Source organism: Streptomyces sp. CA-249302 (assembly GCF_050936785.1).
Taxonomy (GTDB): Bacteria; Actinomycetota; Actinomycetes; order Streptomycetales; family Streptomycetaceae; genus Streptomyces.
Window position 1 is genome coordinate 9,556,828 of sequence record NZ_JBNJMG010000001.1, and the last position, 22,482, is coordinate 9,579,309.

The following is a 22,482-nucleotide window of genomic DNA, read 5'->3' on the forward strand; positions in this document are numbered from 1 at the left end:
GGGCGCGAACGGGAGGGACACCCATGAAGTACCGCACCATCGGAACCACCCCGGAACACCGCCGCGAGGTCAGCGTGCTCGCCCTCGGCGCCATGCTGTTCGGCTCCCGCACCGACGAGGAGACCTCCTTCGCCATCCTCGACCGGTACGTCGAGGCCGGCGGCAACTTCATCGACACGTCCGACAACTACGCCTTCTGGGAGGACGGCGGCCAGGGCGGCCAGAGCGAGGAACTCCTCGGCCGCTGGCGGCGCAGCCGCGGCATCGGCGACGAGATCTTCATCGCCACCAAGCTCGGCGCCCGCCCCCTCGCCCCCGGCACCGGCTACATCGACAACCCCGAGGGCCTCTCCGCCAAGGTCATCCGTGAGTCCGCCGAACGCAGCCGCGAACGCCTCGGCGTCGACAGGCTGGACCTCCTCTACGCCCACATCGACGACCCCACCGTCCCCCAGCGCGAGACCGTCGAGGGTTTCGCCGAGCTCGTCGCCGAGGGCACCGTCGGCCTCCTCGGCGTGAGCAACCAGGCCATCTGGCGGGTCGAGCGGGCCCGCACGATCGCGGCCGCCGCCGGACTGCCCGGCTACGAGGTGCTCCAGTACGCCCACAGCCACCTGCGGCCCCGCCTCGACGTGCCCGACGCCATGTTCCCCGACGGCAGCCTCGGCCACGCGGGGCCCGAACTGCTCGGCTATCTGCGCGCCGAGCCCGCCCTGACCCTGGTCGCCTACTCACCGCTGCTCAAGGGCGCCTACACCGACCCGGACCGGCTGCCCGCGGACTTCGACCACCCCGGCACCCCGCCCCGCCTCGCCGTACTGCACGAGGTGGCGCGGGAGACCGGCGCGACCGTCAACCAGGTCGTCCTGGCCTGGCAGTCGGGCGGCGAACTGCCGATCATCCCGCTGGCCGGCGCCTCCTCGGTGGCCCAGTTGGAGGAGAACCTCGCCGGGATCGACCTGGAACTGACGGCGGATCAGCGGGCCCGGCTCGACTCGGCCAACTGACCCTCGCAGGCCAGCGAGTTGACCGCCGCGTTGAACCGCTCCATGGAGGTGGGGTGGTCCGGACCCAGCACGTACTCCTTGAGGGCGCGGCGGTGCTCGGCCATCGGATCGTGCCGCGGCTCGCGCACCGACCGCAGGATCTCCGGCAGCCGCGCGCACTCCCGGTCGACCAGATACGCGCCGCCCGCGGTGGTGTATGCGGCCCGGAACTCCTCGTCGGACAGGCCGTGCGCGTTGGTCAGCACGTACGGCTTGAGGCTCGCGACGAAGTCGGCGACCACCGACGAGACGTCACTGATGAGCATGTCCGCCTGGTCGAAGCACTCGTACAGCGTGGGCAGTTGACCCTCGATGACGTGGTGCCGGACGGCAGCCCGACCCGCCCGGAAGATCCGGTGCCACTCGGCGACCAGCGCGTGCCATTCGTCCGCGTCCCCGCGGTCGGCCGGCCGCGCCAGCCGGGTCTGCTCGGCGGGGTCGCCCTTCTCCCGTCCGGCGAGCTCGTCGAGCCGGGCCCGGATCTCCGCGAGCCTCGGCTCCACAGAGGAGAGCGGTGCCGGGGCTTCCGCCGCGGCCAGCAGCTCCCGCACGGCCCGGTCCGCGGCCGCCGCCTCGGCCGAGCGGCGGCCGGTGAGCGGATGCGGCTTGTACAGGACCCGTACACCCTCGGCCAGCAGCTTCTCGACCAGGCGTACGCCCATCGGGATCAGCGAGGTGTGGCAGTCGTCGTCGCTCCAGCCCTCCCAGGTCGGCGCGTACAGGACGACCGGCAGCGGGCCCGGCACGTGGTCGGCGTGCAGCCGGATCGACGACAGCTGCGGGCGGCCCACCTCGACGATCGCCTCGTCGCTGATCGCGTGCCGCACCCGCTGGTACCGGTCGCGCCCGGCCCGTCCGGCGACCCAGATCTCGTCGTACACCTTGCTGACCCGGTTGCTGCTGGCGAGCTTGTCGCTGTCGCCGTGGCCGATGAAGACGTGCTTGGCCTCGGCGACGCGCAGCATGTGCACGTTCTTTCCGGCGTTGCCCGGATACAGGACGACCCGGACCTCGGGCAGCTCCAGCTCGGCCAGGTCGTCGGCCCTGGGTACGCAGATGACCGGGAGCCGGGTGCGGCTCAGATACCGGAACGAGGCCTGCTCGCGCAGGATGATCACCGGCCGTCGGTCGAGGCTCTCCAGCGTCTCGATCCACATGTTCACCTGGTACATGAAGTCCCGGGACACCGCGGCGAAGCTGAAGTACAGCGCCACCTCCGGCCGGTACCCGGCCAGTTGCCGGTTGACCTCGGCGATCACCCCGTCCCGCCCCGGCATCCGGCGGGCCCTGCGGAACTGCACCAGCAGCGCCAGTACGGCCGCCACGGCCAGGCCGGCCGTCAGCGCGTATCCCACGACCGCCGGATACCAGGATCCGGCCGCGAGCGCCGCCACCAGGCCCGCGTGGGCGGGCAGGTCGAGGTGGAGCAGCTTGCGCAGGAAACGCCGGTACAGGTAGGCGGGCGGGGCCGCCGGGATGCCGGCCCCGCTCATGTCGAGGTTGCGCACGGCCACCGGCAGCAGCCGGCGCCGGCGGATCGCGTGGTGCACCGCCGAGTACAGCATCACCAGCGCGAAGTGGGCGCCGAACACGGCCAGTCCGGCGACCAGCACCCGGTCCGGGGCGTCCAGCCGCTGGGCCAGCGCGAGCAGCATCAGCGTCCGGAAGGCGAACCGCAGCGTGCGGTCCAGTTGCAGCGCCGCCAGCCGGCGGACGAAGTGCGGCGCCCGGACGTGCAGGGCCTCGTCCGCGACGTAGCTCACGGCGGACGCGGCGGCGAAGCCCCACAGGGACGGCAGCAGCGCGAAGACGGGCAGCGCGGCGAAGCCGGCGGCGAACAGGAGAACCAGCAGCAGGTCGGCCCTGCCACGCACGCGCAGGGCAGCACAGAGCCAACGGATCATGACGGACAAGACTTCCCCCCAGAAGTACAAGCGGCGGTGCCGTTGTTCGCCAGTGAGACACAAGCTGCTCGGGAATGGTTGTACACCTGTCGGAAGCTGAGAATTCACCTTCGGTTGGTGAACGCTTTGTGCTGTGCGGTCGTCTCACAAATGGGGGCGAGCCGCACCGTACCCGGCCAAGGGCGGTGGGGCAGTGGGCGACCGACGGGGGAACCTTGTTTCACGAACAGCGGCGCACGGGGCCGCGTGAGGTGCTGTGGCGGCTGCTGCTGTTCGTCGGGCGCACACTGCGCGGCGAGTGGTACGGCATCATCGTCGAACCGGTGCGGCAACTGCGCCGACGCGGCCCGTCCGCGCTGTTCCTGGCGTTCCTGGCCGCCTTCGGCGTCATCTTCTTCCACGCGATCGCCCAGCACCCGAGCGGCGCGGTGGCCGTACGGCTGCTCGGCGGGGTCTACGCCGACCTGCCGCTGTGGCTGGCCCTGCTGCGCACCCCGGTCTCGCTGTACGTGCCCGCCCTGGACCTGCCGGTGTGGGCGGGCATCACCCAGCTCTTCCTGGCGTTCGCGCTGGCCGAACTCACGCTGGGCCGGGCCCGCACCCTCGCCATCTCCTACGCCACCACCCTGGCCGGCACTCTCACCGTGCGGGTGATGCTCGCGATCGGTCCCGGCCGGCACGGCGTGGGCCTGCCGCCCGAGATCGGCCAGGTCCTCGACACCGGCCCGTCCGCCGCGGTCGTGGGCCTCTTCACCTACATCTCGGTCGTCCGCCGCGCCCCCGTCGTCTTCGCGCTCACCGGCGGCTCGATGGTCTGGGAGTCGATCGCCGTCCCCAACCTGGCCGGCCGCGAGCACCTGATCGCGGTCGCCGCCGCGATCGTCCTGGGCCTGCTGCACGGCCGCGTCCGCTGGTGGCCGGCCACCCGGCAGCCCGCGCTGCCGGACCTGCGCGCGGTCACCCCGCTGCCGGAGCCCCCGAGCCCCCAGCTGTGGCGCGCGCAGGCCCTGCGGGGCATCGGACCGCATCCATAACTTGCGGGGCGCGAAGGCGAAGGACGCGCGCACAGGGTCCGTCCCTACGGCACCATCGAGTAAGTCCCGCCCACCGCACCCCGGGAGTGCCCATGGCCCGCTCCGAAGCCCGCGTCTCCACCGACCGACCGCACCGCTACGCCAAGCAACTCGCCTCCCACCTGGGCCGGCGCAGCCAGACCAGCTGGGACGAGGAGAAGGGCGAGGGCAGCATCGTCTTCCAGAACGGCACCGGCTCGCTCACCGCGACCGACGGCGCCCTGCTGCTGTCGGTCGACACGGAGGCCGGCAACCTCGACCTGCTGGAGGACGTCGTGGGCCGCCACCTGGTCCGCTTCGGCACCAAGGACGAACTCGTCGTCGAATGGCACCGCGACACCGGCGAACCCGGCACGGTCCAGCGCAAGCCGGACGAGGACCCCGCCTGACCTCGGGCCCGGCCCGGCTTCAGATCCCGCCCCGCGCCGCCCGCCCGTAGCTCGCGAGTACCGCCGCCCCGGTCCGCTCGGCCGACCGGCACTCCAGGTGCACGGGCGGGCCGCCGGCCGGGAAGAGCCGGGTGCCGGTGCCGACGACGGTGGGGAAGGTCAGCAGCCGGTACTCGTCCACCAGGTCCTCGGCCGTCAGGGCGTGCACGACGCTCACGCTGCCGGAGACGACGACATCCCGCCGCTCCCGCTTGACCGCGTCCACCAGCTCGCCGTCCAGGACCCGCGAGTTGCCCCAGGCCGCGACGTCGGTGAGGGTGCGTGTGGCGACCAGCTTCGGTACGGCGTTCATGCGCGCGGCGAAGGGATCGTCCCGCATCGGCCACAGCCGCGAGAACAGCTCCCACGTGCTGCGGCCCAGCAGCAGCACCCCCTCGTCGAGGGTGGCCCCGAGCCGGAACTTGTCCCCGGCGACCTCCTCCCGCCCGTGCCGGAACGCCCAGCCGCCGCCCGGCGTACCCGAGGAGCCGTCCGGGTCGGTGACGATCCCGTCCAGGGTGATGAACTCGATGACGATGACGCTCATGGCCGTGGTCCTCTCGAATCGTTCGATGCTCACCGGTACATACCGGCGCCACCGCCCCGGCTCATCGCGGCCCGCGACATCAGTCGGAAGAAATCTCCGGGGGCAGCCGGAAGGCGGCGAAGACCTGCGGATCCGCGAACACCACGTTCCGCGCGACCCGCCCGCCGACCACCGTGAACACCTGAAGCGTGTGCAGCCTGAACCCGCCCTCCGGCACCGGCGCGTACGCCGCGAACGCGGGCTGCCCGCCCGCCTCGCACGCCCGGGTGAGCCACCCGGTCCCGCGCAGCGCGAACACACGCTCCATGAACAGCCCGTAGTCCCGGCTCCCGCGGTACCACAACGGCACCGGCGGCATCTCCAGCACGGCCTCGTCCGTGAGCAGCCGCACCAGGCCGGGCACATCGCCCGCCTCGAAGGCCCGCGCATACCGCGCCACGACCTCCCGCGCCCCCGCGTCCGCCGGCTCGGCCACCTCGCCCGGATCGCCCACGCCGGCAAGCGCCACCCGCGCCCGCTGGAGCGCACTGTTGACGGCCGCGACCGTCGTCCCCAACTGCTCCGCCACCTCGGCCGCGCTGAACTCCAGCACCTCCCGCAGCACCAGCACCGCCCGCTGCCGCGCCGGCAGCACCTGCATCGCGGCCACCAGCGCCAGCCGCAGATCGCCCCGCGCCTCGACGTCGTAACGGGCGTCGGGGAACGGCTGGAGCCACGGAATGTCGAAGGCCGGCGTCAGCGGCGCCCCCGGATCCTCGCTCGGCGCCCCCAGCCCCGACGGCAACGGCCGGCGCGCCCGCCTCTCGAGCGCGGTCAGGCACACATTGGTCGCGATCCGGTACAGCCAGGTCCGCACCGACGCACGCGAGGAGTCGTACCGCTCACGGGCCTTCCAGGCCCGCAGCATCGTCTCCTGCACCAGATCCTCGGCCTCGTGGAAGGAGCCCAGCATGCGGTAGCAGTAGGCCACCAGTTCGGCCCGGTACGGCTCGAGGTCCATACGCGGGCCGCCTCCCTCAGACCGAGCAGCCCACGTGGGCCAGCGCCTGCCGCAGCAGCACCCCGTGCCCGCCCGGCATCTCGCTCTGCACCGCCTCCGACACGGCCTCCTGCGGGCTGAACCACACCAGGTCCAGCGCGTCCTGCCGGGGCCGGCAGTCGCCGGTGACCGGCACCACGTAGGCCAGCGACACCGCGTGCTGGCGCGGGTCGTGGTAGGGCGTCATGCCCAGGGTCGGGAAGTACTCGGCGACCGTGAAGGGCTGGAGCGAGGCCGGGATCCGGGGCAGCGCCACCGGGCCGAGGTCCTTCTCCAGGTGGCGCAGCAGGGCGTCCCGCACCCGCTCGTGGTGCAGGACCCGGCCGGAGACCAGGGTCCGGCTGACCGTCCCGTCCGGCCCGATGCGCAGCAGCAGGCCGACGCTGGTGACTTCACCGCTGTCGTCGACACGCACGGGCACGGCCTCGACGTACAGGATCGGCATGCGGGCGCGCGCCAGCTCCAGCTCGTCGGGGGAGAGCCAGCCGGGCGTGGTTTCGGTCATGTCAGACATTGCTTGATCATACTTTCAGGAGGGGCTGGGAAGGCGGTAGACCCGACGCGCATTATGTGCTCCCGCCCACTCCGCGAACCGCAGCGCGTCCGACAGGGCCATCTCGTCGGCGTCCACCCGGTCCTGCAGCAGACCGGCCAGCGCCCGGCGGAACGACAGGGCGCCCAGGTGGTGGAACTCGGCCACACCATAGGCGTCGGAGCTGTACAGCAGTTTGCGGTACGGGGTGATCTCCAGGGCCTCCTCCAGCACGGCCCGCGACCGCGCGGGGCCGACGTGGTGCAGCGCGAGGCCCACGTCCAGGTAGACGTGCTCGAACACCGCGGCCAGATAGGCGGCCTGGCGCTGGTACGGCCAGCAGTGCAGCAGCAGGACCGGGATCGTGCCGGCGGTCAGGTGCAGCCAGTCGGTCAGCTGGGCCGGGTCCGAGCGGTGCAGCCGGATGTCGTTGTCGCCGAGCCCGACGTGCAGTTGGAGGGGGTGCCCCAGGTCTACGGCGGTCCACAGCAGATGGCGTACGAGAACCGGTTCCGCCAGCCGGACACCACCGGCCGCGAGCCAGCGCCGGGCCGCCTCGGTGACCTCCGCGGCCGAGGGGCGGGCCGGGTCGAGGCCGAAGCCGGTGCGGTAGGCGGCGACCGACTTGACGCCGACCACGCCCGCCCGCCGTACCGCCTCCTCGGCGGCCGCGCGGAAGGCGGCCGCGTACTCGCCGGCCTCGACCCCCTGCGCCGCCACCGCCTCCGCGACGCTTTCCAGCCGCACGATCTCGTACGCCGTTCCGCCCGCGCCCGCCGCCAGTTCGGCGGGCGTGGTGAGGCGGTCCGGGGCGTAGCCGGTGTCGACGCAGAAGGTGTCCGCTCCGGCGGCCGTGAGGAAACGGCGGTTCACCTCGCGCCCGCCGAGTGCCGCCCGCCGGGCCACGTACTCGTCGGCGGGCGCGTGGCGGGGCAGGTCCAGCAGGGGAGCGCAGTGGCGGCGGACGGCCACGCCGACCGGGGTGTCGAAGGTGGAGAAGCCGGGCCAGGCACCGCCCTCGGTGAGCAGCGGCTCGAACTCCTCCCGCGACAGGTCCGCGGTGACCACGCCGTGGCAGTGATGGTCCGTCAACTTCAGTGCGTCGAGCGCCTCTTGGACCGCGCCCACGTCAGTACTTCCAGCGGTAGGCGGCCGCCACCCGCTCGTCGTCCAGCCCCTCGACCGCCGCGCTCTCCCCCTGCCGTACGGCGATCACCGCGTCCGCGAGGACCGGCCCGAGCGCGGACCGCAGCCGCTCGTCCTTGCGGAACTCCGCCACGGCCTCGGGAAGGGAGGTCGGCAGTCGGCGGACGCCGTGGGCCGCCGCGTCGGCGGGGTCGAGGCGGGCCGGGTCACCGGTGATCTCCTCCGGCAGGGGAGTGCCGGACGTGAGGCCGTCCAGGCCGGCCGCGATCAGACAGGCGAGGGCGAGATAGGGGTTGGCGGCCAGGTCGACCGGCTTCACCTCCAGGTTCGCGGACCGGTCGTGCAGGCCCGCGGTGCCGGTGACGATCCGCACCGCCGCCTCGCGGGTCTCCCGGCCCCAGGCGGTGAACACCCCGGCCCACTGGGAGGGCTTGAGCCGCAGATAGCTCGCCGGGCTCGGCGCGGTCACCGCCGTCAGCGCGGGCAGATGATCCAGGATCCCGGCCGCGAACGACTCCGCCCCGGCCGTCATGCCGTGCCGGCCGTCGCCGCCGGAGTGCAGGTTGACGCCGTCGCGCCAGGCGGAGAGATGGACATGACCGCCGTTGCCGACGCCCTGCGCGAAGACCGCCGGCGCGAACGACACCACCAGCCCGTGCCGCGCGGCCACCGCCCGGATCGTCTGCCGGACCAGCACGCTCCGGTCGGCCGCCGCCACCGGGTCGAGCGCGCCCACCGAGACCTCGAACTGCCCGGCCGCGTACTCGGGATGGAGCTGCTCGACGTCCACGTCCTGCGCCGCCAGCGCGGCCAGCAGATCGACGCCGTATGCGCTCAACTCCACCTGGCGCGTGGCGCTGTAGGCGGGCCCGGTGGTCGCCGGCACGAACTCGCCGTCCGCCGCCGCCCCTTGACCCACCGCCCACTCGATCTCGACGGCCGCCTTGAAGGTCAGACCGTGCCGCTCGGCCGCCTCCGCGACGATCCGGCGCAGGACGGTCCGGCTGCACCCCGGGTGCCGCTCGCCCTCCTGCGTGATCCGGTCGACCGGCGCCCACGCCCAGCCGGGCTGCCCGGCCAGCACGGCGAGTCGGTCGAGGTCGGGGTACAGGCGCAGGTCGCCGTCCGGGGAACCGAGGACGTCGGTGGCGACGATGGAGTCGTTCGCCAGAAAGGTGTCGAACACCGGTGACATACCGACGCCCCAGGCCGCGGCCGAGGCCAGCTTCGCGGTCGGGATCGTCTTCACCCTGCCCACGCCCGCGGTGTCGACGTACGACAGGACGATGCCGTGCACGCCCCGGTCGGACAGCTCGTCGCTCAGCGCGGTGGCCCGTTCGACGTCGCCGGGGCGGCCGCCGGGAACGGGGTCGGCAAGGGTGGTCATACGTCCTCCTCGACGGGGTCGGCACAGGAAGTGCCGTGCGTCAGGGTTTCACGGCCACCGCGCCGAACTGCGGTACCACGGCGGGCGATTCGGAACCCGACCGCCAGCGCGAACACGAGACCAGGCCCGGTTCGAGGAGGTCGAGGCCCTCGAGGAAGGAGGCGATGTCCGTGCCGGGACGGGCGGTGATCGGGGGAGTGGCGTTCTCGTTCCAGAACCACATGGCCGGTATCTGGCCCCGCCGCCCAGATCGGCGTCGGTGGTGGGGTGGGTCAGCGCCAGGAAGCTGCCGGAGGGCACCGCGGCCGTCAGCCGCCGTACGATCCGCCGCGCCTCCTCGGTGTCGAGGACGAAGTTGAGGATGCCGAGCATCAGGATCGCGACCGGCTCGGTGAAGTCCAGGCTGCGGGCGGCACTTCGGAGGATGGCGTCGGGGTCGTGCACGTCGGCGTCGACGTAGTCGGTGACGCCCTCACGGGTGCCGGTGAGCAGGGCGCGGGCGTGGGCGAGCACGATGGGGTCGTTGTCGACGTAGACGATCCGCGCGTCCGGCGTGATCCGCTGGGCGATCTCATGGGTGTTCTCCGCCGTCGGCAGCCCGGTCCCGATGTCCAGGAACTGCCGTATCCCGTGCTCCTCGGCGAGGAACCGCACCACCCGGCCCAGGAACCAGCGGTCCGCGCGGGCGATCTCCCGGATCACCGGGAACATCCCGGCGACGTGCTCGCCGACCCGCTGGTCGACGCCGTAGTTGTCGCTGCCGCCGATCCAGTAGTTCCACACGCGCGCGTTGTGCGCTACCGCGGTGTTCAGCCGTGCCGACCCGCCCGGGGTGTGGCTCTCCCTCACGACTCAGCTCCTTCTCGCACCCTGCGGTCGTCGCCATTGTGCCGCCGGGTGATCACGCTGTCCCGGGATTCGGGCGACCGGTTGTGCGAGAAATGTGCCTGTCGGCCCGTCAGTCGAACTGGCCGGGATTCGCCGTCGGCGTCCTGCCGGCCTGGACGTCCTTGAGCCGCTGCGTTCCCTGCTTCACCGCCTGCTCGGCCGAGTCGGTCTCGCCGCCGTCCAGACCACCGGCGGTGACGGTGATCGCGTCGGTGCCGACGCGGACGGCGGCCACGTCCAGGGTGAGCGTGCTCGTCGTGCTCTTCACCGTCACCCGCAGCCCCTGCCGGGCGTCGCCGGCCTCCGGGGGCGGGGAGTCGATCACCTGGACGGTCCGCCTGCCGCCCTTGGAGTCGGTCGCGGTGAACTGGTCGCACTTGACCGGCAGGGACTTCAGCCAGGCCAACGAGGCGTCCAGGTCGGCGCGTTGATAGGCGGCGACCTGATAGAGGAGTCGGGACTGCCCCTCCTCGAAGCCGGTCAGCGCGGACGCGCCGGACGGCTTGCCCAGCAGGTCGTCGCTGTACAGCGAGTCGAGGAGTCTCTGGCAGTCGGCGGCGTTCGTCTTCGCGGTGAGGAGGTCCGCCACGTCGACGCTGCCGACGAGCAGGCTGTCGCGCCAGGTCGCCGCGTCCTTCACCTGCGTCCAGTCGTCCTCGATGTCCGCCGGCGTGATCAGCGCGGCCCGCGCCCCGGCCTCGGTGAGCCGGGCCGGGGTCGCGGACTCCTCGGCGAGCGGGGAGGCGGCGATGTCGGAAGCCGAGGACGAGCCGCCGTCGTCGTCGCCGTCGTTCGAACAGGCCGCGGTGGCCAGCAGCGCGCTCGCGGTGAGGGCACAGGCGAGCACACGGACGGGAGGGATGCCTCCCCTGCCCTTCGGGCGCCGGGGTGGCGAGGGACGACGGCTCATCGCGGAAGCCTCCGAAGCAGAAGTCGTGGTTTCCCCCAGCGCACCACCGACCTCCCCCGCCCACCAGCGCCACTGAGCCGTACGGGTGAGCCCCGCAGGCGCAACACCGCAGGTCGTACGGCAACTCGAACGCGCCGCCCGGCAGGCGGGCCGCGGCCCCCACACCGACACTGACCCCATGCCGACGCCCGCGAAGGAGTGACCGTGCTGCCCGGATTCCTCGCCAGGACGATCGAGTCGCTGCTCGGCCGCGAGGGCCGCTCACTGCACCTCAAGGCGGCGGGCGGCGCGACGGCCCTCCTCGCGGTCGTCATGCTCCTCGGCTCCTGGGCGGTCGTCGCCGTCGAGGACGGCGCGCGGGGCGCCAACCTGAGGACGTACCCGCAGGCCCTGTGGTGGTCGATCGAGACCGCGACGACCGTCGGATACGGCGACTTCTACCCGGTCACCCTGGGCGGCCGGATCATCGGCGCGGTCGTGATGGTCGTCGGCATCACCACGTACGGCATGGTCACCGCCGCCCTGGCCACCTGGTTCGTCGGCCGGGAACAGCGACGCCGGCACCGTCTCGGGCCCGGAGCCCGGGAGTTGGGCGAGGAGACGGCCCGCGCTCTGCACGAGCGCTTCGACCGGCTGGAGCGGATGGTGGCGGGGAAGGACGGGCGGGACTGAGACCGGAGGCATCCTCCCGCTACTCGCGAGTACCCCACCGTGTGCCAGGAGTGACCCCTGGGGTAAAGTCCCAGCGGTCCACAGGCACGGACAGCCTGCGGGCCACTACGGGCAGTGTCGGATGGGGGCGACGGAACCATGGAATCCCACCTGGTCGACGGAGGGGACAAGGCGGCGGACGACAGGCGTCTGGAGGCCCTGGACCCGCAGCCGCTGCTGACCCGGGACTACGAGACGCGTCCCGCGCTGGTCTACGAGCGGCTGCGCGAACGCCACGGCCCGGTCGCGCCGGTCGACCTGCTCGGCGTCCCCGCCTGGCTGGTGCTCGGCTACCGCGAGTCGCTCCAGGTGCTCCAGGACGACGCCGGCTGGCCCAAGGGCCTGGAGAACTGGCGGGCCCGCACCGAGGGCCGGGTCCCCGCCGACTGGCCTCTCGCCCCCTCCCTGGAGGTCAACCACGTCCTGATCCAGGGCGGGCCCTCCTACCGCACCCTGCGCACCGCCTGGGACGCCGCCCTGCGCCCCTTCCAGGACCCGCGCAACCCGCAGGCCAGGCGGCTGAAGTCCGCCGTCACCGGCTACGCCGACGAGCTGATCACCCTCCTCGCACAGGGCGGCGGCACCGGACTCGCCGACCTCTCCGCGCAGTTCTCCCGGCCCCTCCCGCTGATGGCCGCCAGCCACCTGCTCGGCTTCCCCGGCTCGCAGGGCGACGACGCCCTGATGGACATGTGGCGGGTGCTGGACGCCGGCCCCGACGCCGAACCCGCCCTGGCCCGCCTGTTGGTGACCCTCTCGGAGCTCGCCGCCGCGAAGATCGCCAAGCCGGGTGACGACTTCCCCTCCCACCTCCTCGCCGCCCACCCCGACCTGCCGGTCGACGCGCTCGCCCGCGAGCTGTTCATGCTGCTCGGCATGACCTCCGACCACGTCGGCATCCTGATCTCCAACACCGTCGTCGAGGTCATCTCCGGGGAGGCCGAGGGCGGTGTGCGCACCGCGCTGTCCGCCGGGATGGTCCGCGAGACCATGAACCGCGTGGTCATGCGCAAGCCGCCGCTGGTCAACTTCGTGCCGAGGTTCGCCGCCGAGGACACCGAGCTCGGCAACTACACCATCCGGGCCGGCGACCCGGTGTGGGTCTCATCCGCCGCGGCGCATGCCGACCCGCTCTTCGCCGGCCAGATGACCACGGGCTCCAGCATCAGCAGCCGGGCCCACCTGTCCTGGGGCGCCGGACCCCGCCAGTGCCCCGCCCGCGAACTCGCCTCGACCATCGCGGCGGCCGGCGTCAGCCGCGTCTTCGAACGCTTCGCCCACCTGGAACTGGCCCTCCCGGTCGACCAACTCCCATGGCGTTCCTCACCGTTCATGCGCGGCCTGCGCTCCCTGCCGGTGCGGTACGAACTCGCCGGACCGGTACCGGAGTTGCCGGACCCGGTCGAGGCGACGTCGGCCGCGGCGGACGTACCGGAGGAGCGTGAGCGGGCCAACAGGCGGCGGTCGTCGCTGTGGCGGTACCTGACCGGGCTGATCCGCTCGAACGGCTGATGCCCCGGACCGGTCAGGTACCCGGCTGCGCGTACCCGTTCTGCCAGGCCCAGGCCGCGATCTCGACGCGGTTCCGGGCGGCGATCTTGAGCTGGACGCTGGAGAGGTGGGTCTTGACCGTGGAGAGGGAGACGTAGAGCTCGGCGGCGATCTCGGCGTTGGTCCGGCCGAGCGCGACCAGCCTGACGACGTCGAGTTCCCGGTCGGTGAGAGCCTCCGCCGGCGGCGCGCCCCGGCGGGCAGCGGCGGGCCGAGGCTCCGCGGTGACGTGCTTGAGCAGCCGCACGGTGACGGACGGCGAGACCAGCGAGTCACCGGCCGCGGCGGCCCGCACCGCCTCCGCGAGCAGCGTCGGACCCGAGTCCTTCAGCAGAAACCCGCACGCACCGCCGCGCAGCGCCCCGTACACGTACTCGTCGAGATCGAAGGTGGTCACGACGACCACCCGCATCGGCTCCGTCACGTCGGGCCCCGCCAACAGCCGGGTGGCCTCCAGCCCGTCCAGCTTCGGCATCCGGATGTCCAGCAGACACACGTCGGGCCGCAGCCGCCGAGCGAGCGCCACCGCCTCCTCCCCGTCGGCCGCCTCCGCGACGACGGTGATGTCCGGCTGAGCATCCAGAAAGAACCGGAACCCGGTACGGACCATGTCCTGGTCATCGGCGATCAGAACGCGGATGGGCGCACCGGACGGGACGGGGACGTTCATGTCTCGATCATGCCTTACGTTCTCCGAACGTTCCCCGACGGTCACTCCGCGGTCTGGGCCGGATCCGTCGTCACCTTCCGCAACAGCGGCCTGCTCCCGGAGATCGCCGCGAACACGGCGACCGCACCGATGACCACACAGACCATGAGCTCGATCACCCCGGAGGTGTTGATCGTCGCCCCGGCCGTCTTGTTGAGCTGGTACGAGCCGTAGGCCCCCATCGCGGTCGTACCGCCGGCCAGCACGACCAGCGGGATGACGGTCTCCCGCACCCGTGCCCGGTCCAGCACCCGCAACGGCGTCCCCGCCAACCGCAACAGCCCGTACACCCGCCGCCGGTCGAGGACGTTCGCCGCCGCGGTCAGCCCCGCGGAGGACGCGGCCAGCAGGAAGCTCAACGCCAACGTGCCGATCGTGACGGCGTCCAGGCGGTCGAACGTGGCCTTGTCCGAGCCGCCCGCGTAGTCCTGGCCGAAGGGAAACCGGCCCGCCACGAGCGGCGTGAGTGCCGTGGTCGCGGTGTCGATCTGGACCTGGTCGCCCCTGACGTGGGCGATGACGCCGGGGTTGCCGCCGAGGAGGTTCTCGTAGTCGTCGGTACGGCCCGCCGCGACCGTCGCCGTGACGCCCGCCCCGCGCAGCAGCGTGCGCGCCTCGACGGCCGCGGACCGGGCGTCGGCCGCACTGGCCGTGCTCACCGCGACCTGGCCCTGGTACTGGCTGGTGTCGGAGCCGAGCATGCTGACCGAGAAGAACCCCGCCGCGAACCCGGCCAGCACCAGCCCGCTGACGGTGCGCCAGGCCCCGCGCGGATCGTCGCTGAGCCGCCGACCCGCGAGCAGGGTCGCCGGACGCTTGGCGAAACGACTCACCAGGCGGCCGAGCCGGTCCACCACCCAGGGCCCGAACAGCCAGAACGCGCCGTAGAAGAGGAGGAGAAGGGCGAGGGCCTGTTTCGAGCTCATGCCTCCGCCGCTGAACAGGAAGATGACGGCCAGCGCCGCCACGAAGAAGGCGAGGCGGATCATGCGGGTGCGCCGCGGGTCGGCCTGCTGGGCCACGCCCAGGGGCGAACTGGCGACCTGGCGCAGCATCGAGACCGCGCTGACGGTGATGAGCACCGTGACCCCGGCCACGACCGCCGCCAGCCAGGGCAGCCCGACCCACAGAGTGCCGACGAACCAGGTGCCCACCCCGAACGGCACCTGCGCGAGCACCGGCAGCGACAGCACGTAGGCGAGCGCACCCGTCACCGCCCCGCCCGCGCCGAGCACGGCCGCCTCCGCCGCGGTCATGGCGATGATCTGCCGCGGGGTCGCCCCCGCGAGGCGCAGCGCGGCCAGCCGCTGCTCGCGCCGGGCCGCGCCGAGCCGCCCGGCGGCGGCCGAGAGCACGGTCACGGGCAGCGCGAGCAGGACGACCCCCAGGGCGGCGATGCCCTGGTCGCCCGCGGTGAACATGCTGGCCGTGTCGCCGCGGAAGCCGGAGATCCCGGCGCGGTCCAACTGCCCGATGTCGAACCAGGAACGGCTGTCGTCCGCGGCCGACTTCGCCAGGGCCGCATCGGTCGGCGCCCGGCCGACGACGGCGACCAGCTCGTCCGGGGAGGCGAGACCGGCGTCACCGATCGTGCCGTAGGACCTCACCTTCGGGAAACGGTCGGCGAGTTGGCTCGCGGGCAGCTTGTGCAGCAGGTCGGCCAAGGCGGGGGAGACGTACACCTCGCCCTGTTTCGGGAAGGAGTCCAGGCCCGGCGGCGCGGGAGTCCGTGCGCGGCCCGGCAGTTGGGCGAGGGAGACGACGGTGACCGGGTCGTGGCGGACCCAGGTGGTGGCGAGGGCCTGGACGGCGGTGGCCCGCCCGGACGAAACGGCGTCGGGCGTACGCCACTTGGTGTGGTCGGCGCGGGTGCCGGCGCCGAGTGTGGCGGCGACGATCACCAGCATCACGAAGGCGCCGACGGCGGCGGCGCCGGCCGCCAGCAGTTGGCTCTGCAGGCCTCGGCGGCCGGCGGACCTGGTCAGATGCCAGGTCAGGGGCAGGACGGGGGAACGCATGGCGGGGCTCCAGGAGGGCGGGCGGGTCAACTGACCGTGTACTGGCTGTAGTTGCTGATCCGGCCGTCCCGGACCTGGAGGACGCGGTCGCAGTGGGCGGCGACGTCGGCGTCGTGGGTGACCATCACCAGGGCGGCGCCCTGCTCGCGGGTCACGGAGGTGAGCAGGCGTACGACCTCCTCGCTGGTGCGCTGGTCCAGGGCGCCGGTCGGCTCGTCGGCGAAGACCACGTCCGGCTGGACGACCAGGGCGCGGGCGATCGCGACGCGCTGGGCCTGGCCGCCGGAGAGCTGCCCGGGCCTCCGGTGCTCAAGGCCGTCGAGGCCGAGCGGCGCGAACCAGCGGCGCGCCTGCTGGACGGCCTGCCTCCGCGCCATGCCCTCCAGCATCAGCGGCAGCGCGACGTTCTCCTCGGCGGGCAGCTCCGGCAGCAGCTGGCCGAACTGGAAGACGAACCCGAACCGCTTGCGGCGCAGGGCGCTGAGCCGGTTCTCGCTCAGCCCGTCGATGGCCTGGCCGCGCAGCAGCACGGTGCCGGCGTCGGGGCGGATGATCCCGGCGAGGGTGTGCAGCAGCGTCGACTTCCCCGAGCCGGAAGGGCCCATGACCGCCAGCGAGTCCCGCTCGCGGACCTCCACGTCGACGCCGTCCAGGGCGGTGGTGGAGCCGTACTTCTTCACCAGGCCGAGTCCGGCCAGAACAGTGCTCACGATCGTGTCCCGTGCCTCTCTCAGCGCTCGAACTTCCAGGTGACGGAGGAGTCCGTCGCCTTGACCACGGAGACCGGGATGGTCACGGACTTCCCGTCGCCGGTCCTGCCGACGCAGGTGACGGAGGCCCCGGCGACCGCCTTCAGGCCGGTGGGGCAGCTGACGTCGGTGACCTTCCGCCCGACCCAGGGCAGCGGGTGGTACTTGCTCTGCGTCCGCCCCTCGACGATGCGGGCCGCCAGCGCCTTGTGACCGTCCACTTCGGCCGTGCTGTAGTGGTCGAGCTCGGAGGTGGACTCCGTCCCGGAGAGCAGATACGTGCCGAGGCCGCCCAGGGCGACCACGGCGGTCGCCCCGCCGACGGCGCCCACTAGGAACTTGTTGAGCTGCATCACGTGCTCCTGATGACTGAGGGCCCCGAGGGGCAAGGGGAGAGGAAGCGGCTCCACACTCGCCCGCGGGCACGGGCGCACGCCTCGGCCATACGGCCATGACCCGGCCGCCGGCCCTCGGCCTTTCGGCCGATCCGGGCGCCCCGCCGTCTGACCTACGGTGATCCGCATGACCTCCATCTCCGGCCGGGGCTGTGTCCATGGCATCGCCGTCGGCGTCCTGCTCGCCGCGGGCGTCGCAGACGTCCTGATCGCGGCCGCCGACGGCCGGCCCGTCGGGCCGACCGTCGTGGTGCTCCTGGCCGGACTCACCGCCCTGCTCTGGCCGGTCGCGCACCGGCCCGCCTGGTTCACCCCGCAACTGCGCACCGCCGTACCCGCCCTGCTCTCCGGGATCTACACGGCCGGCGCGGTCCTGGAGGGCTCGGAGGCCCTCTTCGGCCCCGGCGAGATCGCGATCCTCCTCTCCCTGGTCTTCATCGCGGTACGGCACTGCCCGCCCCGCTGGACCGTCGTGTGCGGCGTGTCGGCCGGCGCCGCCCTGGTGTTCATGCCGGTCCGCTACTCCGGCTCCTTCGACGGCGAGACCCTCGGCTTCATGGTGGGCGCCCTGGTCCTGATCGGCCTGGTCGCCGGCCTCGCCGCCTACCTCCGTGCCCTGGACTACCGCCGTACCGTGGCCGTCACCGAGACGCGGCGCGAGGAGCGCGTGGCGATCGCGGCCGACCTGCACGACTTCGTCGCCCACCACGTCACCGGGATCCTGGTGCAGACCCAGGTGGCCCGCATGATGGCGAACGCCGGGCAGGAAGGCCTCGATCCGGTGCTGGCCGGCATCGAACGCGCCTCGACCGAGGCCCTCGCCTCGATGCGCCGCACGGTCGGCGTCCTGCGCGACACGGACGAGGCCGACCGCCGCCCGGTCGGCGACCTCGCCGGCATCACCGAACTCACGGAGGGCTTCGCGAGCCCGGTCCAGAAGGTGACCCTGCACTGCGCCCCGGCCGTCCCCGCCGACCTCCCGCACGAGGTCCAGGCGGCCGCCTTCCGGGTCGTCCAGGAGGCGCTGACGAACGTCCGCCGCCACGCGGCCGACGCCACGGAGATCACGGTCGCGCTGTCGTTCGACGCCACCCACCTGTCGGTCTCGGTCGCCGACGACGGCCGCGGCGGCACCCAGCTTCCGGCCGCGGCCCACGGCGGCGGCTTCGGCCTGGTCGGCCTGAAGGAACGGGTGACCGCGCTCGGCGGCGAACTCGAGGCGGGGCCGAGGGACGGCGGCGGCTGGCGGCTGCGGGCACGGTTTCCGGTGAACAGGGCCTGAGGATACGGAGGTTGGGCCCCGCGGGGCGGCATCCGGCTCCACGCTGCGACCAGCCCGCCACCCCGCCGAGACCGGTGCCCCTGGTGCGGCGACCCACCTCCGCTGTTCAATGGTGCTGCACATGTCCGCGGAGAAGGGAGCCGCCGTGTCCCCCGCCGCCGTGCCGCCCGTGGGCGCGCGCATCCGGCAGGCACGCCTCGCCAAGGGCGTGAGCCTGCGCGCCCTCGCGCGGGAGATCGGCGTCTCCGCGAGCCTGGTCTCCCAGATCGAGACCGGCAAGAGCCAGCCCTCGGTGAGCACCCTGTACGCCATCACCACCGCGCTGTCGATCTCCGTGGAGTCGCTCTTCGACGGGTACGAGGAGGAGGTCGCCGCGGCGCCGGTGGTGACCGCGTCCGCCGCCCCCGCCACCGTCCTGCACGCCCTCGCCGCCTTCGCCGCCGACCCGGGCCGCCGTATCGGGCCGCTGGTCGCGGCCGGTGCGCACGAGACGCTGGAGCTGGACTCGGGCGTGCTGTGGGAGCGGCTCGGCCACGTCCCCGGCACCGACGTCGACTTCCTGCGGGTGACCTACCGGCCGGGCGGCTCCTCCTCCAGCTCCGGCGGCCTGATGCGGCACGCCGGTACCGAGTACGGCTACCTGACCTCCGGCGAACTCGTCCTCACCCTCGGTTTCGACGAGTACACGCTCGGTCCCGGCGACGCCGTCTGCTTCGAGTCGACGACCCCGCACCGCTACCGGAATGATGGAGCCGAGCCGGCCGTCGGCGTCTGGTTCGTGTTCAGCCAGGGTGTTCAGTAGTACTTGACACTCGGGCGCGGCGGTCGTCTACTCCGAAGTGGGGGTGGTCGCCGTGGCGATCCGCACATATGGACCCAACGCCGTCGACTGGGAAGAGCGCGTCGACCTGGACCGGCTGCGCCGAGAGCGCCTGGCCAGGCTCCACGAGAAGCTCAACGCGTCGTCGCTCGGCGCGGTGCTGAGCTTCGACTTCGCCAACATCCGCTACATGACCGCCACGCACATCGGCACCTGGGCGATGGACAAGCTGATCCGCTTCGCCCTGCTGGTGCGCGGCGGTGAGCCGATCATCTGGGACTTCGGCTCCGCCGCCCGCCACCACCAGCTCTACAACCCCTGGCTGGACTACAGCGACGGCAAGGGCGGCCCGCCCACCGGGGCCCGGGCCGGCATCTCCACGCTCCGCGGCGCCTTCCACCCGGACGCCGGGATCGCCGCGGACGTGGCCCGCAAGATAGCCGGCGAACTGCGCGAACACGGCCTCGCCGGCGAGCCGCTCGGCATCGACGTCGCCGAGATGCCGATCCTCGCCGCCCTGCGCGCCGAGGGCATCGACGTCGTCGACGGCCAGCAGGTCTTCCTGGAGGCCCGCCGCACCAAGACCCACGACGAGATCTCCCTGCTCACCCAGGCCTGCGCGATGGTCGACGCGGCCTACGAGGAGCTGTACAGCCACCTCCGCCCGGGCGTCCGCGAGAACGAGTGCGTCGGCCTGGTCAGCAAGGTCCTCTACGACCTCGGCAGCGAGTACGTCGAAGGCGTCAACGCCATCTCCGGCGAACGCTGTTCACCCCACCCGCACGTCTACAGCGACCGCCTGATCCGCCCCGGCGACCCCGCCTTCTTCGACATCCTGCACAGTCACCTCGGCTACCGCACCTGCTACTACCGCACCTTCGCCGTCGGCAGCGCCTCCGGCGCCCAACGGGACGCCTACGTCCGCTGCCGCGAGTACATGGACGAGGCCATCTCCCTCGTCCGGCCCGGCGCGACGACCGCCGACATCGTCCAAGTCTGGCCGCGCGCCGAGGAGTTCGGCTTCGCCGACGAGACCGCGGCATTCGCGCTGCAGTACGGCCACGGGGTCGGCCTGTCGATCTGGGAGAAGCCCATCTTCAGCCGCCTGGTCTCCCTGGACCACCCCGAAGTCCTCGAAGAGGGCATGGTGTTCGCCCTGGAGACCTACTGGCCGGCTGCCGACGGCTGGTCAGCGGCCCGCATCGAGGAGGAGCTGGTCGTCACCGCCGACGGCTGCGAGGTCATCACCAAGTTCCCGGCCGAGGAACTGCTGGTCGCGGGCCGCAAGTACTGGACGGTCGGCGGCGAGTTGAACACCCGGCGGGAAGCGCAGTCCCATCTCAACACCGGGAACGGTGGCCGTCAGTCCCACCCGAACACCGGGAACCGCTGATGGAAGCGACCGAACTCCTCGCCCTGTACGAGCAGATGGCCGTCATCCGCCGTACCGAGAAGGCCGCCCACGACCTGTTCCTGTCCGGCCTGGTCAAGGGCACCACCCACCTCGCCGCAGGCCACGAGGCGATCGCCGTCGGCGCGAGCGCCGCCCTGCGCCCCGACGACTACGTCTTCGCCACCTATCGCGGCCACCACCACGCCATGGCCCGCGGCGCCACCCCCGAGGAGTGCCTCGCCGAACTCATGAGCCGCGCAACGGGGTTGTGCAAGGCCAAGGGCGGCTCGATGCACCTCACCAAGGCCGACGCCTTCATGCTCGGCTCGTACGCCATCGTCGGCGCCCACCTCCCGATGGCGGTCGGCGCCGCCTGGTCCGCCCGGCTGCGGGGCACGCAACAGATCGCCGTGGCCTTCTTCGGAGACGGCGCCACCAACATCGGCGCCTTCCACGAGGCGCTCAACCTGGCCGCCGTATGGAAGCTGCCGGTGCTGTTCGTCTGCGAGAACAACCTGTACATGGAGTACACGCCGATCGCCGACGTCACGGCCGTCGCCCGCCCCGCGGCCGACCGGGCGCCGGCGTACGGCATCCCCGGCGAGACCGTCGACGGCAACGACGTCGTCGCCGTCCGGGAGGCGGTCGCCGGGCTGGCCCGGCGGGCCCGCGCAGGAGACGGGCCCGCTGTGCTGGAGGCCGAGACCTACCGCCACTTCGGGCACAGCCGCGCCGACCCGGCCACCTACCGCCCGGCCGAGGAGGTCGAACGCTGGCTCAAGCACGACCCGTTGGACCTCGCACGCGGCCGGCTGGTCGAGATGGGGGTGCCCGAGGAGACGGTCACCGCCGCCGACGAGCGCACCCGTGACCTCGTACAGAAAGCGGTCGAGGCGGCCAGGAACGCCCCGCCGCCGGATCCGCGCGAGGCGCTGACCGACGTATGGGCGGACGGAGGTGCGGCATGGCGGACGTGATCACCTATCGGGAGGCGGTCGCCGAGGGCATCGCGCGTGAGATGCGGCGCGATCCGTCCGTCGTGTGCCTGGGCGAGGACATCGGCGAGGCGGGCGGGGTGTTCAAGACGACCGCCGGGCTGTTCAAGGAGTTCGGGCCGGACCGGGTGTGGGACACGCCGATCTCCGAACAGGCCATCGTGGGCGCGGCGATGGGCGCCGCGATGACCGGGATGCGGCCGGTCGCCGAGATCATGTTCAGTGACTTCCTTGCCTGTTGCTGGGACTACCTCGCCAACGAGATACCGAAAGTGCGGTACATGACGGGTGGTCAGGTCACCGTTCCGCTCGTCGTGCGCACCGCCAACGGCGGCGGTCTCGGCTTCGGCGCCCAGCACTCGCAGGCCACCGAGAACTGGGCGCTGACCGTACCGGGACTGAAGATCGCCGCGCCCGCCACCCCCTCCGACGTGGTCGGCATGATGGCCGCCGCCATCCGCAGCGACGACCCCGTCGTCTTCTTCGAACACAAGGGACTGCTGGCGAGCAAGGGCGCGCCCGCCCCCCGGACCACGTGGTCGAGCTGGGCCGGGCCGCCGTCGTCCGCGAGGGCGCCGACGTGACGCTGGTGGCGCTCGCCTCGATGGTGCCGCTGGCGCTGGAGGCCGCCGGGCGGCTGGCCGAGGAGGGCGTCGGCGTCGAGGTGGTCGACCTGCGCTCCCTGGTCCCGCTGGACACCGCGACGGTCCTCGCCTCCCTCGCGAAGACCTCGAGACTCGTGACCGTCGAGGAGAACCCGTACCAGGGCGGCTGGGGCGGCACGCTCGTGTCGGTCGTCGCCGACGAGGGGTTCGGTCTGCTGGACGCGCCGGTGCGGCGGATCGCGGGGGAGTGCGTCCCGCTTCCGTTCGCCGACACGCTGGAGGAGCAGGTCATCCCCACCACAGACAAGGTCGTGGCGGCCGTCCGGAGTCTCGCCGCGTACTGAACACCCGCTA

22 protein-coding genes and 1 pseudogene are annotated in these 22,482 nt (G+C 72.7%); 11 read left to right on the plus strand and 12 right to left on the minus strand.

The window, feature by feature from the left end:
* Positions 1–23: 23 nt before the first annotated feature.
* Positions 24–1,007: an aldo/keto reductase gene (locus tag ACQEWB_RS43055; RefSeq protein WP_432841165.1), complete on the plus strand. Its 984-nt coding sequence runs from the start codon at positions 24–26 to the stop codon at positions 1,005–1,007.
* Here ACQEWB_RS43055 and ACQEWB_RS43060 read toward each other — a convergent pair.
* Positions 977–2,950 carry a hypothetical protein gene (locus tag ACQEWB_RS43060; protein ID WP_432841167.1) on the minus strand — a complete coding sequence of 658 codons (1,974 nt, stop codon included), beginning with the start codon at positions 2,948–2,950 and terminating at the stop codon, positions 977–979. The genes ACQEWB_RS43055 and ACQEWB_RS43060 overlap by 31 nt on opposite strands.
* A 215-nt stretch (positions 2,951–3,165) precedes the next feature.
* Between ACQEWB_RS43060 and ACQEWB_RS43065 the strand changes: the two genes are divergently transcribed.
* Positions 3,166–3,984: a hypothetical protein gene (locus tag ACQEWB_RS43065; RefSeq protein WP_432841169.1), complete on the plus strand. Its 819-nt coding sequence runs from the start codon at positions 3,166–3,168 to the stop codon at positions 3,982–3,984.
* A gap of 92 nt (positions 3,985–4,076) precedes the next feature.
* On the plus strand, positions 4,077–4,412 hold the full coding sequence (locus tag ACQEWB_RS43070) for a DUF2218 domain-containing protein (protein WP_432841171.1): 336 nt from the start codon (positions 4,077–4,079) through the stop codon (positions 4,410–4,412).
* Positions 4,413–4,431: 19 nt separating this feature from the next.
* Here ACQEWB_RS43070 and ACQEWB_RS43075 read toward each other — a convergent pair whose 3' ends face one another.
* From ACQEWB_RS43075 to ACQEWB_RS43105, 7 genes and pseudogenes are all read right to left on the minus strand, one after another.
* Positions 4,432–4,998, minus strand: a complete 567-nt coding sequence (locus tag ACQEWB_RS43075) for a dihydrofolate reductase family protein (RefSeq protein WP_432841173.1) — start codon at positions 4,996–4,998, stop codon at positions 4,432–4,434.
* Positions 4,999–5,077: 79 nt separating this feature from the next.
* Positions 5,078–5,998 (minus strand): sigma-70 family RNA polymerase sigma factor, encoded by a 921-nt coding sequence (locus tag ACQEWB_RS43080; RefSeq protein ID WP_432841175.1) that lies wholly within the window; start codon positions 5,996–5,998, stop codon positions 5,078–5,080.
* 16 nt (positions 5,999–6,014) lie between these two features.
* Positions 6,015–6,551 carry an NUDIX hydrolase family protein gene (locus tag ACQEWB_RS43085; protein WP_432841177.1) on the minus strand — a complete coding sequence of 179 codons (537 nt, stop codon included), beginning with the start codon at positions 6,549–6,551 and terminating at the stop codon, positions 6,015–6,017.
* A gap of 15 nt (positions 6,552–6,566) precedes the next feature.
* The gene (locus ACQEWB_RS43090) at positions 6,567–7,697 is read right to left on the minus strand and encodes an amidohydrolase family protein (RefSeq protein ID WP_432841179.1); all 1,131 of its coding nucleotides are present in this window, start codon (positions 7,695–7,697) and stop codon (positions 6,567–6,569) included.
* A 1-nt stretch (position 7,698) separates the two neighbouring features.
* Complete coding sequence (locus ACQEWB_RS43095) at positions 7,699–9,102, minus strand: glutamine synthetase family protein (protein ID WP_432841181.1); 1,404 nt, start codon at positions 9,100–9,102, stop codon at positions 7,699–7,701.
* Between the two features lie 40 nt (positions 9,103–9,142).
* A pseudogene (locus tag ACQEWB_RS43100) lies at positions 9,143–9,951 on the minus strand (SAM-dependent methyltransferase).
* A 109-nt stretch (positions 9,952–10,060) separates the two neighbouring features.
* Positions 10,061–10,900, minus strand: a complete 840-nt coding sequence (locus ACQEWB_RS43105) for a hypothetical protein (protein WP_432841183.1) — start codon at positions 10,898–10,900, stop codon at positions 10,061–10,063.
* Between the two features lie 204 nt (positions 10,901–11,104).
* Between ACQEWB_RS43105 and ACQEWB_RS43110 the strand changes: the two genes are divergently transcribed.
* Positions 11,105–11,572, plus strand: coding sequence for a potassium channel family protein (locus ACQEWB_RS43110; RefSeq protein WP_432841185.1), 468 nt, complete (start codon positions 11,105–11,107; stop codon positions 11,570–11,572).
* 138 nt (positions 11,573–11,710) lie between these two features.
* Positions 11,711–13,123, plus strand: coding sequence for a cytochrome (locus ACQEWB_RS43115; RefSeq protein WP_432841187.1), 1,413 nt, complete (start codon positions 11,711–11,713; stop codon positions 13,121–13,123).
* A gap of 13 nt (positions 13,124–13,136) precedes the next feature.
* Here the strand turns inward: ACQEWB_RS43115 and ACQEWB_RS43120 are convergent, their stop codons facing one another.
* Genes ACQEWB_RS43120 through ACQEWB_RS43135 form a run of 4 tightly spaced genes read right to left on the minus strand, consistent with a single transcriptional unit; the run spans position 13,137 to position 16,991 of the window.
* The gene (locus tag ACQEWB_RS43120; protein ID WP_432841189.1) at positions 13,137–13,832 is read right to left on the minus strand and encodes a response regulator; all 696 of its coding nucleotides are present in this window, start codon (positions 13,830–13,832) and stop codon (positions 13,137–13,139) included.
* Between the two features lie 41 nt (positions 13,833–13,873).
* Positions 13,874–15,889 (minus strand): FtsX-like permease family protein, encoded by a 2,016-nt coding sequence (locus ACQEWB_RS43125; protein ID WP_432841191.1) that lies wholly within the window; start codon positions 15,887–15,889, stop codon positions 13,874–13,876.
* A 26-nt stretch (positions 15,890–15,915) separates the two neighbouring features.
* Positions 15,916–16,599 (minus strand): ABC transporter ATP-binding protein, encoded by a 684-nt coding sequence (locus ACQEWB_RS43130; RefSeq protein WP_432841193.1) that lies wholly within the window; start codon positions 16,597–16,599, stop codon positions 15,916–15,918.
* A 20-nt stretch (positions 16,600–16,619) separates the two neighbouring features.
* A complete protein-coding gene (locus ACQEWB_RS43135) occupies positions 16,620–16,991 on the minus strand; it encodes a DUF4333 domain-containing protein (protein ID WP_432841195.1) in 372 nt (123 codons plus the stop codon).
* 169 nt (positions 16,992–17,160) lie between these two features.
* Between ACQEWB_RS43135 and ACQEWB_RS43140 the strand changes: the two genes are divergently transcribed.
* The 6 genes from ACQEWB_RS43140 to ACQEWB_RS43165 all read left to right on the plus strand — a co-directional run bounded on the left by ACQEWB_RS43140 (position 17,161) and on the right by ACQEWB_RS43165 (position 22,472).
* Entirely contained in the window at positions 17,161–18,315 is a 1,155-nt protein-coding gene (locus tag ACQEWB_RS43140) for a sensor histidine kinase (RefSeq protein WP_432841197.1), read from the plus strand.
* A 121-nt stretch (positions 18,316–18,436) separates the two neighbouring features.
* A complete protein-coding gene (locus ACQEWB_RS43145; protein WP_432841199.1) occupies positions 18,437–19,117 on the plus strand; it encodes a helix-turn-helix domain-containing protein in 681 nt (226 codons plus the stop codon).
* Positions 19,118–19,169: 52 nt separating this feature from the next.
* Positions 19,170–20,528 carry a M24 family metallopeptidase gene (locus tag ACQEWB_RS43150; protein ID WP_432841201.1) on the plus strand — a complete coding sequence of 453 codons (1,359 nt, stop codon included), beginning with the start codon at positions 19,170–19,172 and terminating at the stop codon, positions 20,526–20,528.
* Positions 20,528–21,505 (plus strand): thiamine pyrophosphate-dependent dehydrogenase E1 component subunit alpha, encoded by a 978-nt coding sequence (locus ACQEWB_RS43155; protein WP_432841203.1) that lies wholly within the window; start codon positions 20,528–20,530, stop codon positions 21,503–21,505. The genes ACQEWB_RS43150 and ACQEWB_RS43155 overlap by 1 nt, the downstream gene beginning before the upstream one ends.
* On the plus strand, positions 21,493–22,107 hold the full coding sequence (locus ACQEWB_RS43160; protein ID WP_432841205.1) for an alpha-ketoacid dehydrogenase subunit beta: 615 nt from the start codon (positions 21,493–21,495) through the stop codon (positions 22,105–22,107). Before ACQEWB_RS43155 ends, ACQEWB_RS43160 begins: the two co-directional genes overlap by 13 nt.
* Positions 22,059–22,472 (plus strand): transketolase C-terminal domain-containing protein, encoded by a 414-nt coding sequence (locus ACQEWB_RS43165; protein ID WP_432841207.1) that lies wholly within the window; start codon positions 22,059–22,061, stop codon positions 22,470–22,472. The genes ACQEWB_RS43160 and ACQEWB_RS43165 overlap by 49 nt, the downstream gene beginning before the upstream one ends.
* Positions 22,473–22,482: the final 10 nt, after the last annotated feature.